Source organism: Kitasatospora sp. MAA4 (assembly GCF_029893355.1).
Lineage (GTDB): Bacteria > Actinomycetota > Actinomycetes > Streptomycetales > Streptomycetaceae > Kitasatospora.
Genome location: NZ_JARZAI010000002.1, coordinates 1 through 19354, shown reverse-complemented (window position 1 = coordinate 19354; position 19354 = coordinate 1). Strand labels below are relative to the sequence as shown.

The window sequence follows — 19354 nt, the reverse complement described above, 5'->3', positions numbered from 1 at the left end:
AATCGTCAGCGTACGGGACGCCGAAAAGCGGTTCAGCGCTGGCGGTTGAGGCTGCGCAGCGCGGACTTGAGCAGCGCACCGACGTCGGTGACCGCCTGCGCGTCGGCCTCGGGGGCGACGGCCGCGACGGCGTCGTCCGCCTCGCGCGGAGCGTACCCGAGGCCGACCAGCGCCGAGTGCAGCTGCTCGCTCCACGGCGCCGGGCCCGCCGCCAGCGGCTTCTGTGCGGGGACGCTGCCGTGCGGGGCGCCGAGCTTGTCCTTGTACTCCAGGAGCAGCTTGGCCGCCTTGGCCTTGCCGATCCCGGGCACCTGGATCAGCGCCCGCTCGTCGCCGCCGGCGATCGCCAGGCGCAGCGCGTCCGGGCTGTGCACGCCGAGCATGGCCTGGGCCAGGCGCGGTCCGACGCCGGGCGCCGCCTGGAGGATCTCGAAGGTGGCCCGCTCGTCGTCGTCGGCGAAGCCGAAGAGGGTGAGCGAGTCCTCGCGGACCACCAGCGAGGTGGCCAGCCGGGCGGGCTCGCCCAGGCGCAGCGCGGCCAGCGTGCTCGGGGTGCACTGCAATGCCAGGCCGACGCCGCCAACCTCGACGACCGCACTGGCGTGGCCGATGGCCGCCACCGGGCCCTGAACGAACGCGATCACGGGAGGTACTCCTTGCGGGGGGCGAGCCGGGGGGCGACGGTACGGGAGACGGCGGCGGAGGTGCGGGTGCGGGCCAGTGCGGCGGCGATCCGGTCGGTGGCCGCCCCGCGCCAGATGTGGCAGATGGCCAGCGCCAGCGCGTCGGCGGCGTCGGCCGGCTTGGGCGGTGCGTCCAGCCGCAGCAGCCTGGTCACCATGGCGGTGACCTGCGCCTTGTCGGCCCGGCCGGAGCCGGAGACGGCCGCCTTGACCTCGCTGGGGGTGTGCAGGAAGACCGGGATACCGCGCCGCGCCGCGCAGAGCATCGCGACGGCGCTGGCCTGCGCGGTGCCCATCACGGTACGGACGTTGTGCTGGGCGAAGACGCGCTCGATGGCGACGACCTCGGGACGGTGGGTGTCGATCCACTCCTCCAGGCCCGCCTCGATCGCCAGCAGCCGCAGCGGCACGTCCTCCTCGGCGGGCGTACGCACCACGCCGACGGCGACCATCGTCAGCGGGCGCCCGGGCGCGCCGTCCACCACACCGACGCCGCACCTGGTCAAACCCGGGTCCACGCCCAGTACCCGCACGTCACAAGCCCTTCGTCGGTGATGCCGACTCGCAGGGTATCGGCAGGGTCTGACAACTCCGCCGACGACACCGGCCCGGTGGTCCGCAGGGGACCACCGGGCCGGTGTCGGAACAGCAGATCGGATGCCTACTCGGCGTCGAGCTGCGCGCCGACCTCGTCGGAGATGTCGAAGTTGGCGAAGACGTTCTGCACGTCGTCGCTGTCCTCCAGCGCGTCGATCAGCTTGAAGATCTTGCGGGCGCCCTCGACGTCCAGCTCGACCTGGAGGTTCGGCACGAAGTTGGCGTCGGCGGAGTCGTAGTCGATCCCGGCGTCCACCAGCGCGGTGCGCACCGCGACCATGTCGGTCGGCGCGGAGATCACCTCGAAGCTGTCACCGAGGTCGTTGACCTCCTCGGCGCCGGCCTCCAGGACGACGTCGAGCACCTTCTCCTCGTCGATCCCGTCCGCCTTGGCGACGACGACGACGCCCTTGCGGTTGAACATGTACGACACCGAGCCCGGGTCGGCCATGTTGCCGCCGTTGCGGGTCATCGCCACGCGCACGTCCGAGGCGGCGCGGTTGCGGTTGTCGGTGAGGCACTCGATGAGCACCGCGACACCGTTGGGGCCGTAGCCCTCGTACATGATCGTCGAGTAGTCGGCCCCGCCGGCCTCGGCACCCGAACCGCGCTTGACGGCACGGTTGATGTTGTCGATCGGGACCGAGCTCTTCTTGGCCTTCTGGATGGCGTCGTAGAGCGTCGGGTTGCCGGCCGGGTCGCCGCCACCGGTGCGTGCCGCCACCTCGATGTTCTTGATCATCTTGGCGAAGAGCTTGCCGCGCTTGGCGTCGATCACGGCTTTCTTGTGCTTGGTGGTAGCCCACTTAGAGTGGCCGGACATCACCAGCTCCTTTACGTCGCCAAAGGGAAATGAACAGGAGAGATCTTACCGGTGTCGCCCGAGGCGGCGGGAACCGGATCAGCGCGCGGCGGCCGCGACGAGCTGCACGAAGTAGGCGTGCACCCGGTGGTCGCCGGTCAGCTCGGGGTGGAACGAGGTGGCCAGCAGGTTTCCCTGACGGACCGCCACGATCCGGCTCTCCGCGCCGTCCGCCGCCGGCAGCTCGGCCAGCACCTCGACGCCGGCGCCGACCGACTCCACCCAGGGGGCGCGGATGAAGACGCCGTGCACCGGGTCGCCCTGGAGGCCCTTGAACTCGATCGCCGACTCGAAGGACTCGTTCTGGCGGCCGAAGGCGTTGCGGCGCACGGTCATGTCGATGCCACCGACGGTCTGCTGGTCCTCGCGGCCGTCCAGGATCTTCTCCGCCAGCATGATCATGCCCGCGCAGGAGCCGTAGACCGGCATCCCGGCGGCGACCCGCTCGCGCAGCGGCGTCATCATGCCGAAGGCCAGCGCGAGGTTGGACATGGTGGTCGACTCGCCCCCGGGTATCACCAGGGCGTCGACCTCCGCCAGCTCCTCGGGACGGCGCACCGGGCGGGCGAGGGCGTCCGCCTCGGCGAGCGCGACCAGGTGCTCGCGGACGTCGCCCTGCAGGGCCAGGACGCCGATGACGGGGGTGCTGCTGGACACGGTGGGCTACCTTCTTCGCAGGATCTGATCCAGGGGGACACACAACGGTCCGCCGCGCCGAACTGCCGCGCGGCGGACCGAAGTTACGTTGTTACCAACCGCGGTTGGCGTACCGCTCGGACTCGGGCAGGGTGTCGCAGTTGATGCCGACCATGGCCTCGCCCAGGCCGCGCGAGACGTCCGCGATGACCTTCGGGTCGTCGAAGAAGGTGGTGGCCTTCACGACGGCGGCGGCACGCTTGGCCGGGTCGCCGGACTTGAAGATGCCGGAGCCCACGAAGACGCCCTCGGCACCCAGCTGCATCATCAGCGCGGCGTCGGCCGGGGTGGCCACACCACCGGCGGAGAACAGCACGACCGGGAGCTTGCCCAGCTGCGCGACCTCCTTGACCAGCTCGTAGGGGGCCTGCAGGTTCTTCGCCGCGACGTAGAGCTCGTTCTCGTCGAGGGTGGCCAGGCGGCGGATGTCGCCGTTGATCTGGCGCATGTGGCGGACGGCCTCGACCACGTTGCCGGTGCCGGCCTCGCCCTTGGAGCGGATCATGGCCGCGCCCTCGGCGATCCGGCGCAGGGCCTCGCCCAGGTTGGTGGCGCCGCAGACGAAGGGGGTCGTGAAGGCCCACTTGTCGGAGTGGTTGACCTCGTCGGCCGGGGTCAGCACCTCGGACTCGTCGATGTAGTCGACGCCGAGCGCCTGGAGGACCTGGGCCTCGACGAAGTGGCCGATGCGGGACTTGGCCATCACGGGGATGGAGACGGCGCTGATGATGCCGTCGATCATGTCGGGGTCGGACATCCGAGCCACGCCGCCGTCCTTGCGGATGTCGGCGGGGACGCGCTCCAGCGCCATGACGGCGACCGCACCGGCATCCTCGGCGATCTTGGCCTGCTCGGCGTTGACCACGTCCATGATCACACCGCCCTTGAGCTGCTCGGCCATGCCGCGCTTGACCCGGGCGGTACCGATCTGCGGCTGGTCAGCGGTGTTGACAGGGGTGGTGGACACGTAGGACCTCACTCGAAGACGTACCAGTGCTATCGCCCTATGGTAGGCCGTTCGAGCCGGTTTTTGGTGCGCCTCCAAGTCCACCCCGGCCGACCGGATACGACAAAGCGGCTGGAACTACACGGGCGAACCCTGCGGATTCAGTGCGGCGGGCGGCTCGTCGTCCATCTCGAAAGCCAGCGGAAACGGCGCCTTTCCGGCCAGCCGGAAGTACCTGACCAGCCGGTGCAGCCGCACCGCGCGGGCCGCCCGGACGGCGTCGTTGTGGAACCGCCGGGCCATCGGGACGCGGCGCACCGCCGAGGTCAGATCGCTCAGCGCCTCCTCGCCACCGGGCGCCGCTCGCAACTCCTCGACCTGCTCGGGCGCGGCGAACACCGCCCGCAGCGCCTGGCTCAACTCGCTCTCGGCCACCTCGCGCTGCTCCTCGTCGGCCTGCCGGGCCGCGTGCGAGGCCTGGTAGAGCAGGATCGAGGCGGCCGGGTCGAGCAGCGTGGAGGTCGCCAACTCCTGGGCCACCGAGGCCCGGCGCAGCAGCTGGGCGTCGAGCCCGGCCCGCGCGGCGTCGATCCGGGCGTGCAGCCGGTCGAGCCGGCCGGCCGTCCAACTGAGGTAGACGGCGAAGAGCACCACGGCAACGGCGGCCCAGATCCAGGTAGTCACGGGGGGCAACGCTACCGTCCCGGACCGTCGTGACCAGGCTCACACCGATTCGTCAAGGGCGCGGCAGGCCCAGCCGTTCGCGCCAGCTGATCCGCTGCTCGTCCTCGCGCACGCCGGCCGCGCCGTCGGCCACCGTCTCGTAGACCGCCAGGATGTCGGCGCCCACGGTCTTCCAGTCGAAGCGCTGGACGTGCCGCGAGGCCGCAACGCGCAGCTCGGCCAGCCGCTGCGGGTCGCCGAGCAGGCGGATCGCCGCCTCGGCCAGCGCGTCGGCGTCCTCCACCGGGAAGAGCTCGCCGGCCCGCCCGCCGTCCAGCACCTGCGCGAACGCGTCCAGGTCGCTGGCGAGCACCGGCGCCGCCGCCGACATCGCCTCCACCAGGATGATCCCGAAGCTCTCGCCGCCGGTGTTGGGCGCCACATAGAGGTCGACGCTGCGCAGCAGTCGGGCCTTCTCCTCGTCGGTGACCATGCCGAGGAACTCGATCCTGGCCCGCACCTCCGGCGCCAGGCCCGCCACCGCCTCCTCCTGGTCGCCCTTGCCCGCCACCAGCAGCCGGACGTCAGGACGGGCGGCCAGGATCGCCGGGAGCGCGGCCAGCAGCGTGGGCAGGCCCTTGCGCGGCTCGTTGATCCGGCCGATGAAGCCGATCGTGCCGCCGCTCCAGCGCGGGTCGGGCGCGGCGTCGGCGAAGAACGAGACGTCCACGCCGTTGGGGATCACCACCGCGTCGCCGCCCAGGTGCTCGACCAGGGTGCGCCGGGCGTACTCGCTGACCGCGATCCGGGCGCGGATCTTCTCCAGGCCCGGCTGCAGGATCGGCGAGGCCGCGATCATCGCCCGCGAGCGCGGGTTGGAGGTGTGGAAGGTCGCCACCATCGGCCCGGTCGCCGACCATGCGGCCAGTATCGACAGGCTCGGCGAGGTCGGCTCGTGGACGTGCAGGATGTCGAAGTCGCCGTCGTGCAGCCAGCGCCGCACCCGGGCCGCGGAGAGGATGCCGAAGCTCAGCCGCGCCACCGAGCCGTTGTACGGGACGGCCACCGCGCGGCCGGCCGAGACCACGTAGGGCGGCAGGCCCGACTCGTCGTCGGCCGGTGCGAGCACCGAGACCTCGTGCCCCAGCTCGATCAGGTGCTCGGCGAGGTCGCGGATGTGGAACTGCACCCCGCCGGGGACGTCCCAGTCGTACGGGCAGACGATACCGATCTTCACGTGGTTCCCCTCCGGGTCGTCGGACCGCGCTCAGGCACGAGGAGTCGGCTCGGCCGACTTTTCGTTCTCTTCGTGCTCCGGGCGCGCCGACTTGGCCGACGGAAGGTCCGCGAGCCAGTAGCGCTGCAGCATGTGCCAGTCCTGCGGGTGCTGCCGGATCCCCTCGGCCCAGATGTCCGCCAGGGTCTGCGTCATCGCGTGCGTGACAGCGTGCCGGTCCTCCCCCTCCGGGGGCTCCACCGGCGGGTGGATGGTCCCGCGCATCAGCGCACCGTCGTACCAGAGGGTGACCGGCAGCAGCGCCGCGCCGGTGCGCTGCGTCAGCGCGGCGGGACCGGCCGGCATCTTGGTGGTCTCGCCGAAGAAGGTCACCGGAACGCCGGCGTCCGACAGGTCGCGGTCGCCGACCAGGCAGACCAGCTGCCCGGCCCGCAGCCGGCGGGCGAGCGTGCCGGTCACCGAGACGCCGCCGCCGGTCAGCGCCAGCACCTCCATGCCCAGGCCCTCGCGGTAGGCCACGAAGCGGTCGAAGAGCGACTCGGGCTTGAGCCGCTCGGCGACGGTGGTGAAGGTGAACCCGAGGTGGCGCACCACCCAGGCCCCGGCCAGGTCCCAGTTGCCCATGTGCGGCAGCGCCACCAGCGCGCCGCGCCCGGACTCCATCGCCGCCACCAGGTGCTCGATGCCGTCCACCTGGACCCGGTCGGCGATCGTGCGGTCGTTCCAGGTCGGCAGCCGGAAGGACTCCATCCAGTACCGCAGGTAGGAGCGCATCCCGGCCCGCGAGAGTTCGCGCAGCTCGGCCGCCGCGGCCTCGGGCCGGACCCGGGCCAGGTTCGCCTGGAGCTGGCGCACCCCCTTGCCCTCCTTGCGCCAGACCGCGTCCGCGATCCGGTTGCCGAGACCGCGCGCCATCGGCTCCGGCAGCAGTTTCACGGTGGCCCACCCCGCCGCGTACCCGCCGTCGACCAGCTTCTCCCTCATCCGCTTCCCCGCCCTCTAGCTCTCGGTCGCCATGGCTGCTGCCTCGAAGGCCTCTCGGCGCACCGTCAGCATCCGCTGGAGCACCGTGATGACACTGCCCACCGCCACCAGCCACAGGGCCACCGGCAGCAGCCACTCGACGTACGGCACCCCGAAGGTGCTCAGCCCCGCCAGACCGGCCGCCACCAGGCTGATCACCAGCCGCTCGGCCCGCTCGACCAGCCCCGAGACGTTGCACGGCAGACCCAGGCTCTCCGCCCGCGCCTTGGTGTACGAGACCACCTGGCCGCTCGCCAGGCAGACCACCGCCATCGCGCAGAGCAGGTCGTTGTTCCCGTGCCCCGCGTACCAGAGCGCGATGCCGCCGAAGACCGCCGAGTCGGCGACCCGGTCCAGCGTGGAGTCCAGGAAGGCCCCCCACTTGCTGGACCGCCCGGACTGGCGCGCCATGTTGCCGTCGACCAGGTCCGAGAAGATGAACAGGGTGATCGTGATGGTGCCCCAGAAGAACTCGCCCCGCGGGAAGAACACCAGGGCGCCGGCCACCGAGCCGGCCGTCCCGACCAGGGTCACCGCGTCCGGGCTGACGCCCCAGCGCAGCAGCAGGGCGGCGAACGGCGTCAGGACACGTGTGAAGAAGGCACGCGCGTATTTGTTGAGCATGGCCTTCCGGACCGCTCCGATCTCACCTGGTGTTCACCGGCGGCCGAGAGCGGCGCCGGGCGGCCGAGCGGATCAGCCCACCCGGCTCACCCATGGTATCGAGCCGATACACCTGCCTTCGCCCGCCCACGCCCGTCCCGGCCCCGACGGGCTACTGCCGGGGCGGCAGCGCGCAGGCCGGGGTGCCACCGGGCATCCGGTGGCGGTTCGCCGCGATCAGCCGGTAGAACGCGGCGGCCACCGGGCGCACCGGGCCCAGCGCCAGCAGCCCGCCCAGGTACGCGGACACCCCACCGGTACGCATCAGCAGCCGGGCCACCGCCGGCGCACCGCCGTACACCGCGCCGGTCGGGGTGACCCAGAGCACCTCCTGCTCGGCCCGCTCCCGGGTTACGCCGAACTCGTTCAGGTCGGTGAACTGGAACGGCTGCGCGGTCCAGCCGCCGGAGGCCAGCGTCTGCCGCAGGTACTTCTCGGCCCACCGGACGCAGGAGGTGCAGAAGGCACAGTCCCCGTCATAGATCAGGACAGGATCGTTGGCACTCATACACCGATCCTGCCGCATCGGGATCGAACCGCCCACATCCGGGGAAGCATGTCGGCAGCGACCGGCCCGGTCCTGCCCGGTGACGGCACTTCAGACGATCATCGGCGGGACGGCACCGCGGCGCGATAGCCTGCCGCTGAAGAAAAAGGGGAGGAGGGGAGGCCGCATGAACAAGCTGGACATGACCCCGGGTGCGCAGATACCCCGTACGGACGCCGGCCCACAGACGGCGGTCACCCAGGCTCTCTCGTCGGTCGCCTACCGCGACGGTGACCCGAACGACTTCGCCAAAGCCGCCCAACCCGAACTCACCCTGAAGAACGGGCGGTTCAACCTCTTCCGACCCAACATCGGCGAGGCCTTCAGCAAGGCCGTGATCGCCCGCACGCTCGGCGCCGCGCGCAAGCCGCTGGTGCCGTCCTTCGGCACCGACCCCCGGATGGTGGTCGAACACTGCCTGGCCGCCGAGGAGGTGCGGGCCGCCCGCGACCGCAGGCTCACCCTGGTGACGCTGGTCAGCGGGCTGCTCTTCCTGCCCGGCACACTGGTCTGGCTCGCCGCCTTCCAGGTGCGGGTCATGCTGGGCAAGAACAACCCGGCCCGGGAGCGCACCTACGGCGCCGCGATCCTGGTCCTGCCGATGGCGCTGGCCCTGTTGTTCGTGCTGCGCCCGCCGTTCACCGGACTGCTCTCCCTCTACGCCCGCGTCGCGCTGCTGGTCCCGGTGGCCGGCTGGTACTGGGCGCGGCAGATCTGCCTGGCCACCACCAAGGACCTGCGGGCCCGCTGGGCCGGGCTGATCGACGGCAACGTGCTGGCCGCCGTGCTGCCCACCGCCGTTCCGCGGGACGAGAAGGACGCCAAGGCGGAGCTGCTGAAGAAGCAGCTGACCCGGCTCTCGATGGAGCAGGACACCAACGTCCTGCACTACGCGGGCGTCAACGGCATACTCGGCCTCGGCAAGCACTGGGGCTCCTGGGACGTCGCCGGGGACCTCCACCCCGCCGAGGGCCACCAGGACTTCCGTACCTTCCACGCCTGGGACCTGATCAAGAAGATCACCGACCGGTTGAACGGCCTGGGCCGAAGCGACGTGGGCAACGGCGGCATCCCGCACTCCTCCGTCCAGCAGTGGGTGATCCAGGAGGTCGGCGCGGGCGCCGCCGAGATCGCCCGCCCGGAGGGCCCGGAGATGGACGGCCCGCGGATGCGCGACCACGCGGTGGCCGACATCGCCAACCGGCAGACCTTCGGCGCGGCCGGCCTGCGGCACTACCTGGGCACCCAGTTCGTGCTGAACAACGGCCGGTTGATCGTCAGCCTGATGGTCACCGTGACGATCCTGGGCAACACCCTGCGGATCTCGGTGACCGGCTACACGCTGGGCCCGGTGCAGGGCACCTTCCACGACAAGCCCAAGCCCAAGGAGATCACCCGGCCCAAGTCGGGCAAGTTCTGGGTGGAGGAGACCGTCCAACTCCCGCTGATCGACAACGACGAGGTGGTGCGCCAGGCGGTCCGCGCGCCGTTCATGAAGGCGCCCGCGCTGCTCAACTGGCTCGGCGGCACGCTGCCCCTGCCGGAGCCGTTCGGTCTGCGCACCGCGTGGGCGACGGCGCCGTGGAACAGCCGGTTCATGACGGACGACTCGACCCGGATCGCCACCCCGGTGATGAGCGCGGTGCTCGCGGCCACCATCGAGTTCCTGCACGACCACGACATCGACACCGACCGGTTCAGCAACCGCTCGATGATCCTCAAGTCCGAGATGCAGACCGTCCGGCCGTTCAGGGCCGACGCCTACGACGCGGACTGACGGCCGGTAGACATGGAGAAGGGCCCCGCCGGAGTGTCCGGCAGGGCCCTTCGGTCATACCTGCGGCCAGGCGTCCGCGAGCATCTTGCGGGTGTCCGCGAGCAGCTGCGGCAGCACCTTGGTGTGGCCGACCACCGGCATGAAGTTGGTGTCGCCGCCCCAGCGCGGCACCACGTGCTGGTGCAGGTGCGCGGCGATGCCGGCGCCGGCCGCCTCGCCCTGGTTCATCCCGATGTTGAAGCCGTGCGCCCCGGAGGCCGCGCGCAGCGCCGTCATCGCCTGCTTGGTGAGGGTGGCGAGCTCGACCGTCTCGGGCTCGGTCAGCTCGGTGTAGTCGGCCACGTGCCGGTACGGGACCAGCATCAGGTGGCCGCCGTTGTAGGGGTACAGGTTGAGCACCGCGAACACGTGCTCCCCGCGCCGGACGACCAGCCCGTCCTCGTCGCTCAGCGACGGGATCGTGCAGAACGGACACCCGTCACCGGGGGCGGGCCCGGTGGGCTTGTTCTCGCCCTGGATGTAGGCCATCCGATGGGGCGTCCACAGGCGCCTGAAGCCGTCCGGCTCCCCCACGCCCTGCTGCAGTTCCGGCTCACTCGTCATGGTGATCAGCATATTCGGAGGATGCCCTGGGGAAACCAGCGCGGGGCAGACTCATCGAGCCTGCCCCGCGCCGATCATCCGGCTCAGACCTGGATCCGGCGCTCCACCGCGTCCACGATCTCGGCGATCGCCTCGTCGCGGGGGATGCCGTTCTTCTGCTCGCCGTTGCGGTAGCGGAACGACACCGCGCCCGCCTCGACGTCGTCGTTGCCCGCGATCAGCATGAACGGGGTCTTCGACTTCTGGGCGTTGCGAATTTTCTTCTGCATCCGCTCGTCCGAGGCGTCCACCTCGACCCGGATGCCGCGCTTCTTCAGCTCGGCCGCGACCTCCTGGAGGTACGGCACGTGCTCGTCGGTGATCGGGATACCGACGACGGTGACCGGCGCGAGCCACGGCGGCATGGCACCGGCGTAGTGCTCCAGGAGCACCGCGAAGAACCGCTCGATCGAGCCGAACAGCGCGCGGTGGATCATCACCGGGCGCTGCCGGTTGCCGTCCGCGCCCTGGAACTCCAGCTCGAAGCGCTGCGGCAGCTGGAAGTCGACCTGGATGGTCGACATCTGCCAGGTGCGCCCGATGGCGTCCCGCGCCTGCACGGAGATCTTCGGACCGTAGAAGGCGGCGCCCTCCGGGTCCATGGTGAGCTCCAGGCCCTGCTTCTCGGCCGCGTCGGCCAGCGCCTGGGTGGCCTCGGCCCAGTCCTCGTCCGAGCCGACCGACTTGTTCGGGTCCCGGGTGGAGAGCTCCAGGTAGAAGTCGTTCAGCCCGTAGTCGCGCAGCAGGTCCAGCACGAAGGTCAGCAGCGAGTCCAGCTCGCCGGCCATCTGGTCCTTGGTGCAGTAGATGTGCGCGTCGTCCTGGGTGAAGCCGCGGGCGCGGGTCAGGCCGTGCACCACGCCGGACTTCTCGTAGCGGTAGACCGTGCCGAACTCGAAGAGCCGCAGCGGGAGTTCGCGGTAGGAGCGACCCCGGGAGCGGAAGATCAGGTTGTGCATCGGGCAGTTCATCGGCTTGAGGTAGTAGTCGTTCTCGCCGTCGAGCTGCATGGGCGGGTACATCCCGTCGGCGTACCAGTCCAGGTGACCGGAGAGCTCGAACAGGGTGCCCTTGGTGGCGTGCGGGGTGTAGACGAACTCGTAGCCCGACTCCTCGTGCCGCTTGCGCGAGTAGTCCTCCATGGCCCGGCGCATCACGCCGCCCTTGGGGTGGAAGACCGCGAGGCCCGAGCCGATCTCCTCCGGGATGGAGAAGAGGTCCAGCTCGCTGCCGAGCTTGCGGTGGTCGCGCTTGGCCGCCTCGGTGAGGAAGTCCAGGTGCGCCTTGAGCTCGTCCTTGGTCGGCCAGGCGGTGCCGTAGAGGCGCTGCAGCTGCGGGTTCTTCTCGCTGCCGCGCCAGTAGGCGGCGGCCGAGCGCATGATCTTGAAGGCCGGGATCATCCGGGTGCTCGGCAGGTGCGGGCCGCGGCACAGGTCGCCCCAGCACAGCTCGCCGGTCTTCGGGTCCAGGTTGTCGTAGATGGTCAGCTCGGCGCCGCCCACCTCGACGTTGGCGCCGTCCTCCGAGGAGGCCGAGCCCTTGAGGCCGATCAGCTCCAGCTTGTACGGCTCGCCGGCCAGTTCGGTGCGGGCCGCCTCGTCGGTGACCACCCGGCGGGCGAACTTCTGCCCGCGCTTGATGATCTCCTGCATCTTCTTCTCGACGGCCTTGAGGTCGTCGGGGTGGAACGGCTTCTCGACGTCGAAGTCGTAGTAGAAGCCGTCCTTGATCGGCGGGCCGATGCCCAACTTGGCCTCGGGGAAGAGCTCCTGCACGGACTGCGCCATCACGTGCGCGGTGGAGTGCCGCAGGATGTTGAGGCCGTCCGGGCTGCCGAGCTCGACCGGCTCGACCTCGTCGCCCTCCTGCACCTGGTAGGCCAGGTCCTTGAGCACGCCGGCAACCCGGGCTGCGATGACGGAGCGGTCGTCCGCGAAGAGGTCGGCGGCCGTGGTGCCCGTAGTCACCACGCGCTCTTCCCGATCGGGTTCGCGGCTGATGGTTACCCGGACGTCGGTCACCGGTCTCTCCTGAATGTCTGGTGCACAGCACAGTGCTGTGACGAGACGATGGTACCGAGCCCACCGAGCCGACCGCGCACCCATATCCGCCGGTCGTCGCACCGGTCGCCCCGGCGGCGGGGTTGAAGGGGTACCTGCCCGGGGTATCACCTGCTCAGAACGGCGCCATGAGCCGGTGCACCGCCAGTCCTCGGCGGTGCACCAGGCGGGCCCGGGGGACCTGAGGGGTGGTCATGGAGCAACACCACTACTGGCACGAGGGCCCACTCGCCTCCTTCGACACCGAGACCACCGGCGTGGACGTGGAGAACGACCGGGTCGTCTCCGCCGCGCTGGTCGTCCAGACCGCGCCGGGCGGCGCCGCCGAGCGGCGGACCTGGCTGGCCGATCCGGGCATCGCCATCCCGGACGGCGCCCGCGCGGTGCACGGCATCACCGACGAACACGTCCGCGCCTTCGGCCGCCCGCCGCACACCGTGGTCGGCGAGATAGCCCGGGCGCTCGCCGAGCAGGCCCGGGCCGGGGTGCCGGTGGTGGTGATGAACGCCCCGTACGACCTGACCCTGCTGGACCGGGAGCTGCGCCGGCACCGGGAGAGCTCGCTGGAGGAGTTCCTGGACGGCGCCGCGCTGCTGGTGGTCGACCCGCGGGTGCTCGACAAGCACGTGGACCGCTACCGCCGGGGCCGGCGCACGCTGACCGACCTCTGCGCGCACTACGGAGTCGTCCTGGAGGGCGCGCACGACGCGGCGGCCGACGCCACGGCGTCCCTGGAGCTGGTCCGCGCGATCGGCGCCCGGCACCGGACGGCGCTGGGCGGCTTCTCTGCTGCCGAGCTGCACCTGCGGCAGGGCGTCTGGCACGCCGCACAGGCCCGCGGACTGCAGGACTGGTTCGACCGCGCCGGCACCCCGGAGCGGGTGGACCGCTCCTGGCCGCTGCGTCCCGCGGCAGCCTGACAATGCATCAGGGCCGCTGATCGGATATCCGATCAGCGGCCCTGATGTTGTCCGGTGGGCGATACTGGGATCGAACCAGTGACCCCTTCGGTGTGAACGAAGTGCTCTCCCGCTGAGCTAATCGCCCGGGCAACGAGATGAACAGTAGCACCGTGGGAGCGGTACCTCCAACGTGGTTGGCCGGCGGCCGCCCGACGGCCCGCCAGCGGGGTTCCGACAAAGGGACCATGACGTCGCCTCAGTTCCCCGAAGTGCCCCGAAGAGTTCCGGAACACCGAAAAGGCGTAGGACCCCGGTCAATTACTGACCGGGGTCCTACGCCTTACTCTGCAATCCGGTGGGCGATACTGGGATCGAACCAGTGACCCCTTCGGTGTGAACGAAGTGCTCTCCCGCTGAGCTAATCGCCCGGGTGCAGGGAAAACATTACCGCATCCCGAGGGGTGCTCCGCGCACCCCTGGGCCCAACGCCCCCAAGCCCGTCCCCACCAGCCCGGCAGCCACCAATCGTCACTTTCGGTAACCACTCCGGACGCCGTCAGGGCCGTCCCGTCCGACGCCCGGATAAGGCGTTCCAGGCCCCTTCCGACCCTTTGTGCAATGCGCCGGAAGAGTTACCGCCAGGCCCCGAATCGGGACAGAGGGGTTTACATCGGCGCCAGCGGTGGGATGGTCCGTTCGCCGACGTGCGATTCCCCGAGCGCACACTGAGCGAAAGGCCATGGCGCTTATGAACACCACGGTCAGCTGCGAGCTGCACCTGCGCCTCATCGTGTCCAGCGAGTCGTCACTGCCCGTCCCCGCGGGCCTGCGCTACGACACTGCGGACCCCTATGCCGTGCATGCCACGTTCCACACCGGTGCCGACGAGACCGTGGAGTGGGTGTTCGCCCGCGACCTCCTCGCGGAGGGGCTGCATCGACCCACCGGTACCGGCGACGTCCGGGTCTGGCCGTCGCGTAGCCACGGACAGGGTGTCGTCTGCATCGCGCTGAGCTCTCCGGAAGGAGAAGCACTGCTGGAAGCCCCGGCCCGGGCGCTTGAGTCGTTCCTCAAGCGCACCGACGCCGCCGTGCCCCCCGGCACCGAACATCGTCACTTCGATCTGGACCGGGAGCTGTCGCACATCCTTGCCGAGAGCTGACGCCCCGGGGGTGCACCCCCGGTGGCCCGGTCGATATTCCTGGTGGCTGTCCTACTCGGGGGCACGGCCACAGGCTCAGCCGCGTAGCGCGCGGCCTCGGGGCCGGTTGTCCACGGCGTTCGAGTGAGAAGTGCCGAAGGCACCCGGTGCCATGCCCGCCCGCTCCGCCACCTCGGCGGAAGGGCTCGGATGGCTCCGGGTGCCTTCGGCGTTCTGCGCGCCCGGCCCGGTAGAGTGCGGCGGTGATGACCGACGCGGGCGGGGCCGCCGCCCCCGGCGCACGCGAGGAGTTCCCACGTGCTGATCACCCATGACACCGAGTCCGCCCTGGGCATCCTGGTCGAGCTTCTCAACACCTCACCCGAGGCGGGCGGCTTCGAGCAGCTCCCCGACATCGCGGCGCTGGGCGCCCTGGTGGAGCGCCGGGAGATCAGCGAGATCGACGCGGTCACCGCCGAGGACCTGGCGGCCGTCCACGCGCTGCGGGCGCGGCTGCGGGCGGTCTTCACCGCTGCGTCCACCGCGGAGGCCGCCGAGCTGGTGAACGCGCTGGTGGCCGCCGTCAACGCGACACCGCGGCTCACCGAGCACGACGGCCACGGCTGGCACATGCACTACTTCGCCCCGCACGCGGCGCTGGCCGACCATCTCGCGGCCGAGCTGGGGATGGCCCTGGGGCTCATCCTGATGGCCGGCGAGCGGGAGCGGCTGCGGCGCTGCGAGGCGCCGGACTGCGCGCGCGTCTTCGTCGACCTCTCGCGCAACCGCTCTCGGCGCTACTGCGACAGCCGGACCTGCGGGAACCGGATGCACGTGGCCGCCTACCGGGCCCGCCAGCGCTCGGCGGCCGACGACGCCATGCCGCTGGGCGTGCACTGAGCGGGCGTCCCGATCGGTCCCCGCGTGGTGGAACACTGGCCGCATGACGACCGAAGCCTCTCTCCCCCGCCTGGAACTCTGGTGCGAGCTGCAGTGTCCGGACTGCCGCACCTCCCTCGACGACGTCCGCGCCCTGCGTGAGCGCTACGGCGACGCGCTGACGATCGAGTTCCGGCACTTCCCGCTGGAGCGGCACAAGCACGCCTACGAGGCCGCCGAGGCCGCCGAGGAGGCCTTCGCCCAGGGGCAGGGCTGGCCGTTCGTGGAGGCGGTGCTGGCGCGGACCGAGGAGCTCGCGGAGCGCGGCCAGGAGCTGCTGATCGAGGTGGCCGCCGGTCTCGGCCTGGACACCGAGGAGATCGAGCTGGCGCTGGTCGACGGCCGGCACACCCTGATCGTGGACGCCGACCAGGCCGAGGGGAAGGCGATCGGCGTGACCGGCACCCCGACGTACGTGGTGGCCGGGCAGCGACTGGACGGCGGGCAGAGCCAGGAGGGGCTGCGCGAGCGGATCGTGGCGCTGCTGGAGGCCTGATCCGGTCTCCTGGGGCCGCTTGGCGAGGCCCTAGAGCCGCTTGGCGAGGATCCGGCTGGTGATCCGGTAGCCCAGCGACTCGTAGAGCGTGATGGCGACGGTGTTCGCCGAGTAGACGTTCAGGCCGAGGTCGCGGACCCCGGCGGCGAGGCATTCGCGTTCGGCCGCGAGCATCAGCTCGCGGCCGTAGCCGTGTCCGCGCCGGTCGGCGTCGACGTCGACGGTCATCACCCAGGCCAGCGGCCGGCCGTCGGGGCGTTCGCCGATCTTCAGGTCGACCCAGAGACTGCCCACCGGCCCTCCCCCGCTGAGCAGTTGGCGCAGCGCCACGCCGGGGGTGGCGGCCCCCTGGGCGAGCAGCTCGGTGTGGTCGGCCTCGCACTTGTCGTACGCCTGCTGCGGGGTCAGCCCGGAGCGGACCAGGTGTTCGCGGTAGGTGGCCCGGATGTGCTCCAGCCAGCGCGGGAACTCGGCCTCACCGATCCGACGCAGCGTCAGATCCGGTGCGCAGGCCGGGGGTTGGCCGAGCTCCTTGGCAAGTTTGCGGTTGGTCTCGGTGTAACCGAGCGAACCGGCCAGGGCGAGCGCGGCCGACGCGTCGGCGGGGACGGAGAGTTCCAGTCGCCCGCAGCCCCAGCCGCGCAGCACCTCCTCGGCGGCGAGCATCGCGAACGTCCCCCGGCCGCGCCGCCGTTGCGGCGCGATGATCTCCAGGTCCGCGATCTGCCCGATCCAGCCGGGGCCCAGCGGGTGCGAGCCGGTGCGCACGGTGCCCACCGGGCGGCCGTTGGCGCAGACCTGCCAGCGGCGGTCGCGGCCGCCGTCCGGCCGTGAGGTCTCGGGACCGGCGGGGCGCAGCGTGGTGGTCATGGCAGCCCTCTTCCCCGTCAGGGTGGCCGTCTAACGGCTCACGGGTCCAGGTCGTCGGCCGCGCGGGCGGCGAACTGCGCCATCGCCCTGGCGGTGACCGGGCCAGGCGCCGGGAGTTCGTGGTCGTCGATCCGGTGCACGGCCTGGACGTCGCGCAGGCTGGAGGTGAGGAAGACCTCATCGGCCTCCTTCAGGACCGTGTACGGCAGGTCGGCCTCGGTCGCCCCGCACCACTCGGCGACCAGGGCGCGGGTGATGCCGGCCAGGCAGCCGGAGCTGAGCGGCGGGGTGAGCAGCTGCCCGTCCACCACGACGAAGACGTTGGAGCCGGTGCCCTCGCAGAGCCGGCCCGCGGTGTTGGCGAGCAGCGCCTCGGAGCCGCCGCGGCGGTGGGCGTAGGCCAGCGCGACGACGTTCTCGGCGTAGGAGGTGGTCTTCAGGCCGGCCACCGCGCTGTGTTCGTTGCGGGCCCACGGGACGGTGGCGACGGCGGTGCTGTCGGGGCGCTCGGCGGCGGTGCCCAGGGCGACGACCAGGGTGGGCGGGGTGTCGCCGCGCTCGGAGCCGAGCGGGGCGAGGCCGCCGGTGTAGGTGATCCGCAGTCGGCCGCGCGGCATCGGGTTGGCGGCGAGCACGGCGGCGCAGCCGGCCCGGACCTCGTCCAGGTCGGGGGCGGGCAGGCCCAGACCGGTGGCGGAGCGGACCAGGCGGTCGAGGTGGCGGGTGAGCGCGAAGGGCCGGCCGGCGGTGGCCTTGACCGTCTCGAACACGCCGTCGCCGACGGTCAGTCCGTGGTCGAGGACGGAGATCTCGGCGCGGTCCTCGGCGACCAGCGATCCGTTCAGCCAGATCATCGGGGGTTCCTCCAGAAGACACGGGCCCGGAGTGGACGGCTCTACTCCGGATGCTGCCCCGACGCTATCGCGACCAGCCGGGCGGCCTTCAGCTCGGTCTCCGCCCACTCGTGTTCGGGGTCGGATCCCCAGGTGATGCCCGCGCCCGTGCCGAAGTGCAGGACGGGGGCCGCGCCGGCGGTCCGCTCGATCCAGAACGTCCGGATGCCGACCGCGAGTTCGGCCTCGCTGCGGTCGGCGTCCACCCAGCCGACGGCGCCGGTGTACGGGCCGCGCGGGGCGGTCTCCAGCTCGTCGATGATCCGCAGCGCGCTGGACTTGGGGGCGCCGGTGACCGAGCCGGGCGGGAAGGTGGCGTCCAGCAGCTCGGGCCAGCCGGCGCCGTCCCGCAGGGTGCCGCGGACCAGCGAGACCAGGTGCACCAGCCCGGGGTGCTTCTCGACCGCGCAGAGGTCGGGGACGGTGATGCTGCCGATTGCGCAGGCGCGGCCGAGGTCGTTGCGGACCAGGTCGACGATCATCACGTTCTCGGCGTAGTCCTTCTCCAGCAGGTCGGCCTCGGTGCGGCCGGTGCCCTTGATCGGGCCGGAGGAGACGGTCCGACCGGTGCGCGAGAGGTAGAGCTCGGGCGAGGCGGTGGCGATCTCGATGCCGTGCTCCGGCAGCCGCAGGGTGCCCGCGTAAGGGGCTGGGTTGCCGTGGGCGAGCAGGCCGGTCAGCGCGTCGATGTCGCTGCGGGCCGGGTCGGGGTCCGGCAGCGGCGCGGTCATCACTCGGCAGAGATTGGCCTGGTAGACCTCGCCGGTCGCGATCCGCTCCCGGATCGCGCGGACGCCCGCGGTGTAGCCGGCGCGGTCCAGGGAGCTGTGCCAGCTGTCGGGGAACGGGCCGCGCCAGGCGCCGGGCGTACGGACGGGGGCCGGGACGGGGCGGACGTCGGCGAACCGGGCGCAGGTGAGGCGGCCCTCGAAGTCGTACGCGACCGCCCACCAGCCGTCGCTCTCCAGGGCGGCCGGGTCGGAGGTCACCTCGCACAGGCCCGTCGCGAGCCGGCCACCGAAGCGGGCCATCGGCTGGTCGGGGGCGGGGGCGGAGCTGGGGGCGGGCACGGTTCTCCTGCGGTGATCACGAGCTGCGCCGGGTGGGGGGTGGACCGGCGGCGGGGGGTCTGCGGTGCTGGAAAGTCTAGGCGCGGGGGGCCGTTCGGCGGCAGGTTCGGAGGGTGCCCGGGCCCTAGCTGCGGATACGGAATTTGAGCTGGCCAGGGTTTCCGCTAAAGTTCAACACGTCGCCGGGAAACGGAGCCGCTGAGAAGCGGTGAAGGGCTCGGAAGACAGGCGGACGTGGCTCAGTTGGTAGAGCATCACCTTGCCAAGGTGAGGGTCGCGAGTTCGAATCTCGTCGTCCGCTCGGTGCCGGTGAAGGACAGCATGATCGTTCTTCCTGGTATGTTTGACAAGTTGCCTGGTGGAGTGGCCGAGAGGCGAGGCAACGGCCTGCAAAGCCGTGTACACGGGTTCAAATCCCGTCTCCACCTCCAAGAGGTCCCCCGGTTCGACCGGGGGTCTTCCCGCGCGATTAGCTCAGCGGGAGAGCACTACCTTGACACGGTAGGGGTCACTGGTTCGATCCCAGTATCGCGCACACAGGTCCCTCGGGGCCTTCGGTGGCACCTCGCAGTGCCGCCACCAGCCCGGCCGACACCTCTGGTGACGGACAGGCGCGATTAGCTCAGCGGGAGAGCACTACCTTGACA

Annotated in this window: 20 protein-coding genes and 5 tRNA genes; 8 read left to right on the top strand and 17 right to left on the bottom strand. The window is 71.3% G+C overall.

The window, feature by feature from the left end; translation table 11 throughout:
* Positions 1-32: 32 nt before the first annotated feature.
* From ruvA to P3T37_RS02460, 10 genes are all read right to left on the bottom strand, one after another.
* Entirely contained in the window at positions 33-644 is a 612-nt protein-coding gene (ruvA, locus tag P3T37_RS02505) for a Holliday junction branch migration protein RuvA (protein ID WP_280721711.1), read from the bottom strand.
* The gene (gene ruvC / locus P3T37_RS02500) at positions 641-1216 is read right to left on the bottom strand and encodes a crossover junction endodeoxyribonuclease RuvC (RefSeq protein WP_280721710.1); all 576 of its coding nucleotides are present in this window, start codon (positions 1214-1216) and stop codon (positions 641-643) included. The genes ruvA and ruvC overlap by 4 nt, the downstream gene beginning before the upstream one ends.
* 128 nt (positions 1217-1344) lie before the next feature.
* Positions 1345-2103, bottom strand: coding sequence for a YebC/PmpR family DNA-binding transcriptional regulator (locus tag P3T37_RS02495; protein WP_280721709.1), 759 nt, complete (start codon positions 2101-2103; stop codon positions 1345-1347).
* Between the two features lie 78 nt (positions 2104-2181).
* Positions 2182-2799, bottom strand: coding sequence for a pyridoxal 5'-phosphate synthase glutaminase subunit PdxT (gene pdxT / locus P3T37_RS02490; RefSeq protein WP_280721708.1), 618 nt, complete (start codon positions 2797-2799; stop codon positions 2182-2184).
* A 91-nt stretch (positions 2800-2890) separates the two neighbouring features.
* Positions 2891-3805 (bottom strand): pyridoxal 5'-phosphate synthase lyase subunit PdxS, encoded by a 915-nt coding sequence (gene pdxS / locus P3T37_RS02485; RefSeq protein WP_035795860.1) that lies wholly within the window; start codon positions 3803-3805, stop codon positions 2891-2893.
* Between the two features lie 117 nt (positions 3806-3922).
* Entirely contained in the window at positions 3923-4468 is a 546-nt protein-coding gene (locus P3T37_RS02480; protein WP_280721707.1) for a hypothetical protein, read from the bottom strand.
* 52 nt (positions 4469-4520) lie between these two features.
* On the bottom strand, positions 4521-5684 hold the full coding sequence (locus tag P3T37_RS02475; RefSeq protein WP_280721706.1) for a glycosyltransferase family 4 protein: 1164 nt from the start codon (positions 5682-5684) through the stop codon (positions 4521-4523).
* A 30-nt stretch (positions 5685-5714) separates the two neighbouring features.
* The gene (locus P3T37_RS02470) at positions 5715-6668 is read right to left on the bottom strand and encodes a phosphatidylinositol mannoside acyltransferase (RefSeq protein WP_280721705.1); all 954 of its coding nucleotides are present in this window, start codon (positions 6666-6668) and stop codon (positions 5715-5717) included.
* Between the two features lie 15 nt (positions 6669-6683).
* The gene (gene pgsA / locus P3T37_RS02465) at positions 6684-7331 is read right to left on the bottom strand and encodes a phosphatidylinositol phosphate synthase (protein ID WP_280721704.1); all 648 of its coding nucleotides are present in this window, start codon (positions 7329-7331) and stop codon (positions 6684-6686) included.
* A 151-nt stretch (positions 7332-7482) separates the two neighbouring features.
* Positions 7483-7878, bottom strand: a complete 396-nt coding sequence (locus tag P3T37_RS02460; protein WP_280721703.1) for a DUF393 domain-containing protein — start codon at positions 7876-7878, stop codon at positions 7483-7485.
* A gap of 166 nt (positions 7879-8044) precedes the next feature.
* On the opposite strand from P3T37_RS02460, the gene P3T37_RS02455 reads away from it, so the two are divergent.
* The gene (locus P3T37_RS02455; RefSeq protein ID WP_280721702.1) at positions 8045-9694 is read left to right on the top strand and encodes a hypothetical protein; all 1650 of its coding nucleotides are present in this window, start codon (positions 8045-8047) and stop codon (positions 9692-9694) included.
* 54 nt (positions 9695-9748) lie between these two features.
* Here P3T37_RS02455 and P3T37_RS02450 read toward each other — a convergent pair whose 3' ends face one another.
* Both P3T37_RS02450 and thrS read right to left on the bottom strand, forming a co-directional pair.
* A complete protein-coding gene (locus P3T37_RS02450; RefSeq protein ID WP_280721701.1) occupies positions 9749-10309 on the bottom strand; it encodes an HIT domain-containing protein in 561 nt (186 codons plus the stop codon).
* A gap of 71 nt (positions 10310-10380) precedes the next feature.
* On the bottom strand, positions 10381-12357 hold the full coding sequence (gene thrS, locus P3T37_RS02445) for a threonine--tRNA ligase (RefSeq protein WP_280721700.1): 1977 nt from the start codon (positions 12355-12357) through the stop codon (positions 10381-10383).
* Positions 12358-12590: 233 nt separating this feature from the next.
* Here thrS and P3T37_RS02440 point away from each other — a divergent pair, with 233 nt between their 5' ends.
* Complete coding sequence (locus P3T37_RS02440; RefSeq protein WP_280721699.1) at positions 12591-13316, top strand: 3'-5' exonuclease; 726 nt, start codon at positions 12591-12593, stop codon at positions 13314-13316.
* A 55-nt stretch (positions 13317-13371) separates the two neighbouring features.
* Here P3T37_RS02440 and P3T37_RS02435 read toward each other — a convergent pair.
* Positions 13372-13443, bottom strand: a tRNA-Val gene (locus P3T37_RS02435).
* Between the two features lie 211 nt (positions 13444-13654).
* Positions 13655-13726, bottom strand: a tRNA-Val gene (locus P3T37_RS02430).
* 320 nt (positions 13727-14046) lie between these two features.
* Here P3T37_RS02430 and P3T37_RS02425 point away from each other — a divergent pair.
* The 3 genes from P3T37_RS02425 (at position 14047) to P3T37_RS02415 (ending at position 15874) form a co-directional block, all read left to right on the top strand.
* Positions 14047-14460, top strand: coding sequence for an SsgA family sporulation/cell division regulator (locus P3T37_RS02425; protein WP_030056266.1), 414 nt, complete (start codon positions 14047-14049; stop codon positions 14458-14460).
* A gap of 297 nt (positions 14461-14757) precedes the next feature.
* Positions 14758-15339: a CGNR zinc finger domain-containing protein gene (locus tag P3T37_RS02420; protein ID WP_280721698.1), complete on the top strand. Its 582-nt coding sequence runs from the start codon at positions 14758-14760 to the stop codon at positions 15337-15339.
* Between the two features lie 43 nt (positions 15340-15382).
* Positions 15383-15874 carry a DsbA family protein gene (locus P3T37_RS02415; protein ID WP_280721697.1) on the top strand — a complete coding sequence of 164 codons (492 nt, stop codon included), beginning with the start codon at positions 15383-15385 and terminating at the stop codon, positions 15872-15874.
* A gap of 30 nt (positions 15875-15904) precedes the next feature.
* Here the strand turns inward: P3T37_RS02415 and P3T37_RS02410 are convergent, their stop codons facing one another.
* From P3T37_RS02410 to P3T37_RS02400, 3 genes are read right to left on the bottom strand one after another with little or no spacing between them, the layout of a single operon-like run.
* Positions 15905-16744 (bottom strand): GNAT family N-acetyltransferase, encoded by an 840-nt coding sequence (locus P3T37_RS02410; protein WP_280721696.1) that lies wholly within the window; start codon positions 16742-16744, stop codon positions 15905-15907.
* A 38-nt stretch (positions 16745-16782) separates the two neighbouring features.
* Entirely contained in the window at positions 16783-17598 is an 816-nt protein-coding gene (locus P3T37_RS02405) for an aminodeoxychorismate lyase (RefSeq protein ID WP_280721695.1), read from the bottom strand.
* A gap of 41 nt (positions 17599-17639) precedes the next feature.
* A complete protein-coding gene (locus P3T37_RS02400; RefSeq protein WP_280722101.1) occupies positions 17640-18668 on the bottom strand; it encodes a chorismate-binding protein in 1029 nt (342 codons plus the stop codon).
* Positions 18669-18935: 267 nt separating this feature from the next.
* On the opposite strand from P3T37_RS02400, the gene P3T37_RS02395 reads away from it, so the two are divergent.
* The 3 genes from P3T37_RS02395 to P3T37_RS02385 all read left to right on the top strand — a co-directional run bounded on the left by P3T37_RS02395 (position 18936) and on the right by P3T37_RS02385 (position 19242).
* A tRNA-Gly gene (locus tag P3T37_RS02395) sits at positions 18936-19008 on the top strand.
* Positions 19009-19064: 56 nt separating this feature from the next.
* Positions 19065-19138 (top strand) — tRNA-Cys (locus P3T37_RS02390).
* 32 nt (positions 19139-19170) lie between these two features.
* Positions 19171-19242: transfer RNA gene (locus P3T37_RS02385), tRNA-Val, on the top strand.
* Positions 19243-19354: the final 112 nt, after the last annotated feature.

Bases quoted from the DNA above. Each gene is read 5' to 3' on its own strand.
- P3T37_RS02495 (WP_280721709.1), bottom strand. From the start codon at position 2,103: ATGTCCGGCCACTCTAAGTGGGCTACCACCAAGCACAAGAAAGCCGTG.
- P3T37_RS02470 (WP_280721705.1), bottom strand. From the start codon at position 6,668: ATGAGGGAGAAGCTGGTCGACGGCGGGTACGCGGCGGGGTGGGCCACC.
- pgsA (WP_280721704.1), bottom strand. From the start codon at position 7,331: ATGCTCAACAAATACGCGCGTGCCTTCTTCACACGTGTCCTGACGCCG.
- P3T37_RS02460 (WP_280721703.1), bottom strand. From the start codon at position 7,878: ATGAGTGCCAACGATCCTGTCCTGATCTATGACGGGGACTGTGCCTTC.
- P3T37_RS02455 (WP_280721702.1), top strand. From the start codon at position 8,045: ATGAACAAGCTGGACATGACCCCGGGTGCGCAGATACCCCGTACGGAC.
- P3T37_RS02450 (WP_280721701.1), bottom strand. From the start codon at position 10,309: ATGCTGATCACCATGACGAGTGAGCCGGAACTGCAGCAGGGCGTGGGG.
- P3T37_RS02440 (WP_280721699.1), top strand. From the start codon at position 12,591: ATGGAGCAACACCACTACTGGCACGAGGGCCCACTCGCCTCCTTCGAC.
- P3T37_RS02425 (WP_030056266.1), top strand. From the start codon at position 14,047: ATGAACACCACGGTCAGCTGCGAGCTGCACCTGCGCCTCATCGTGTCC.
- P3T37_RS02415 (WP_280721697.1), top strand. From the start codon at position 15,383: ATGACGACCGAAGCCTCTCTCCCCCGCCTGGAACTCTGGTGCGAGCTG.
- P3T37_RS02410 (WP_280721696.1), bottom strand. From the start codon at position 16,744: ATGACCACCACGCTGCGCCCCGCCGGTCCCGAGACCTCACGGCCGGAC.
- P3T37_RS02405 (WP_280721695.1), bottom strand. From the start codon at position 17,598: ATGATCTGGCTGAACGGATCGCTGGTCGCCGAGGACCGCGCCGAGATC.
- P3T37_RS02400 (WP_280722101.1), bottom strand. From the start codon at position 18,668: ATGGCCCGCTTCGGTGGCCGGCTCGCGACGGGCCTGTGCGAGGTGACC.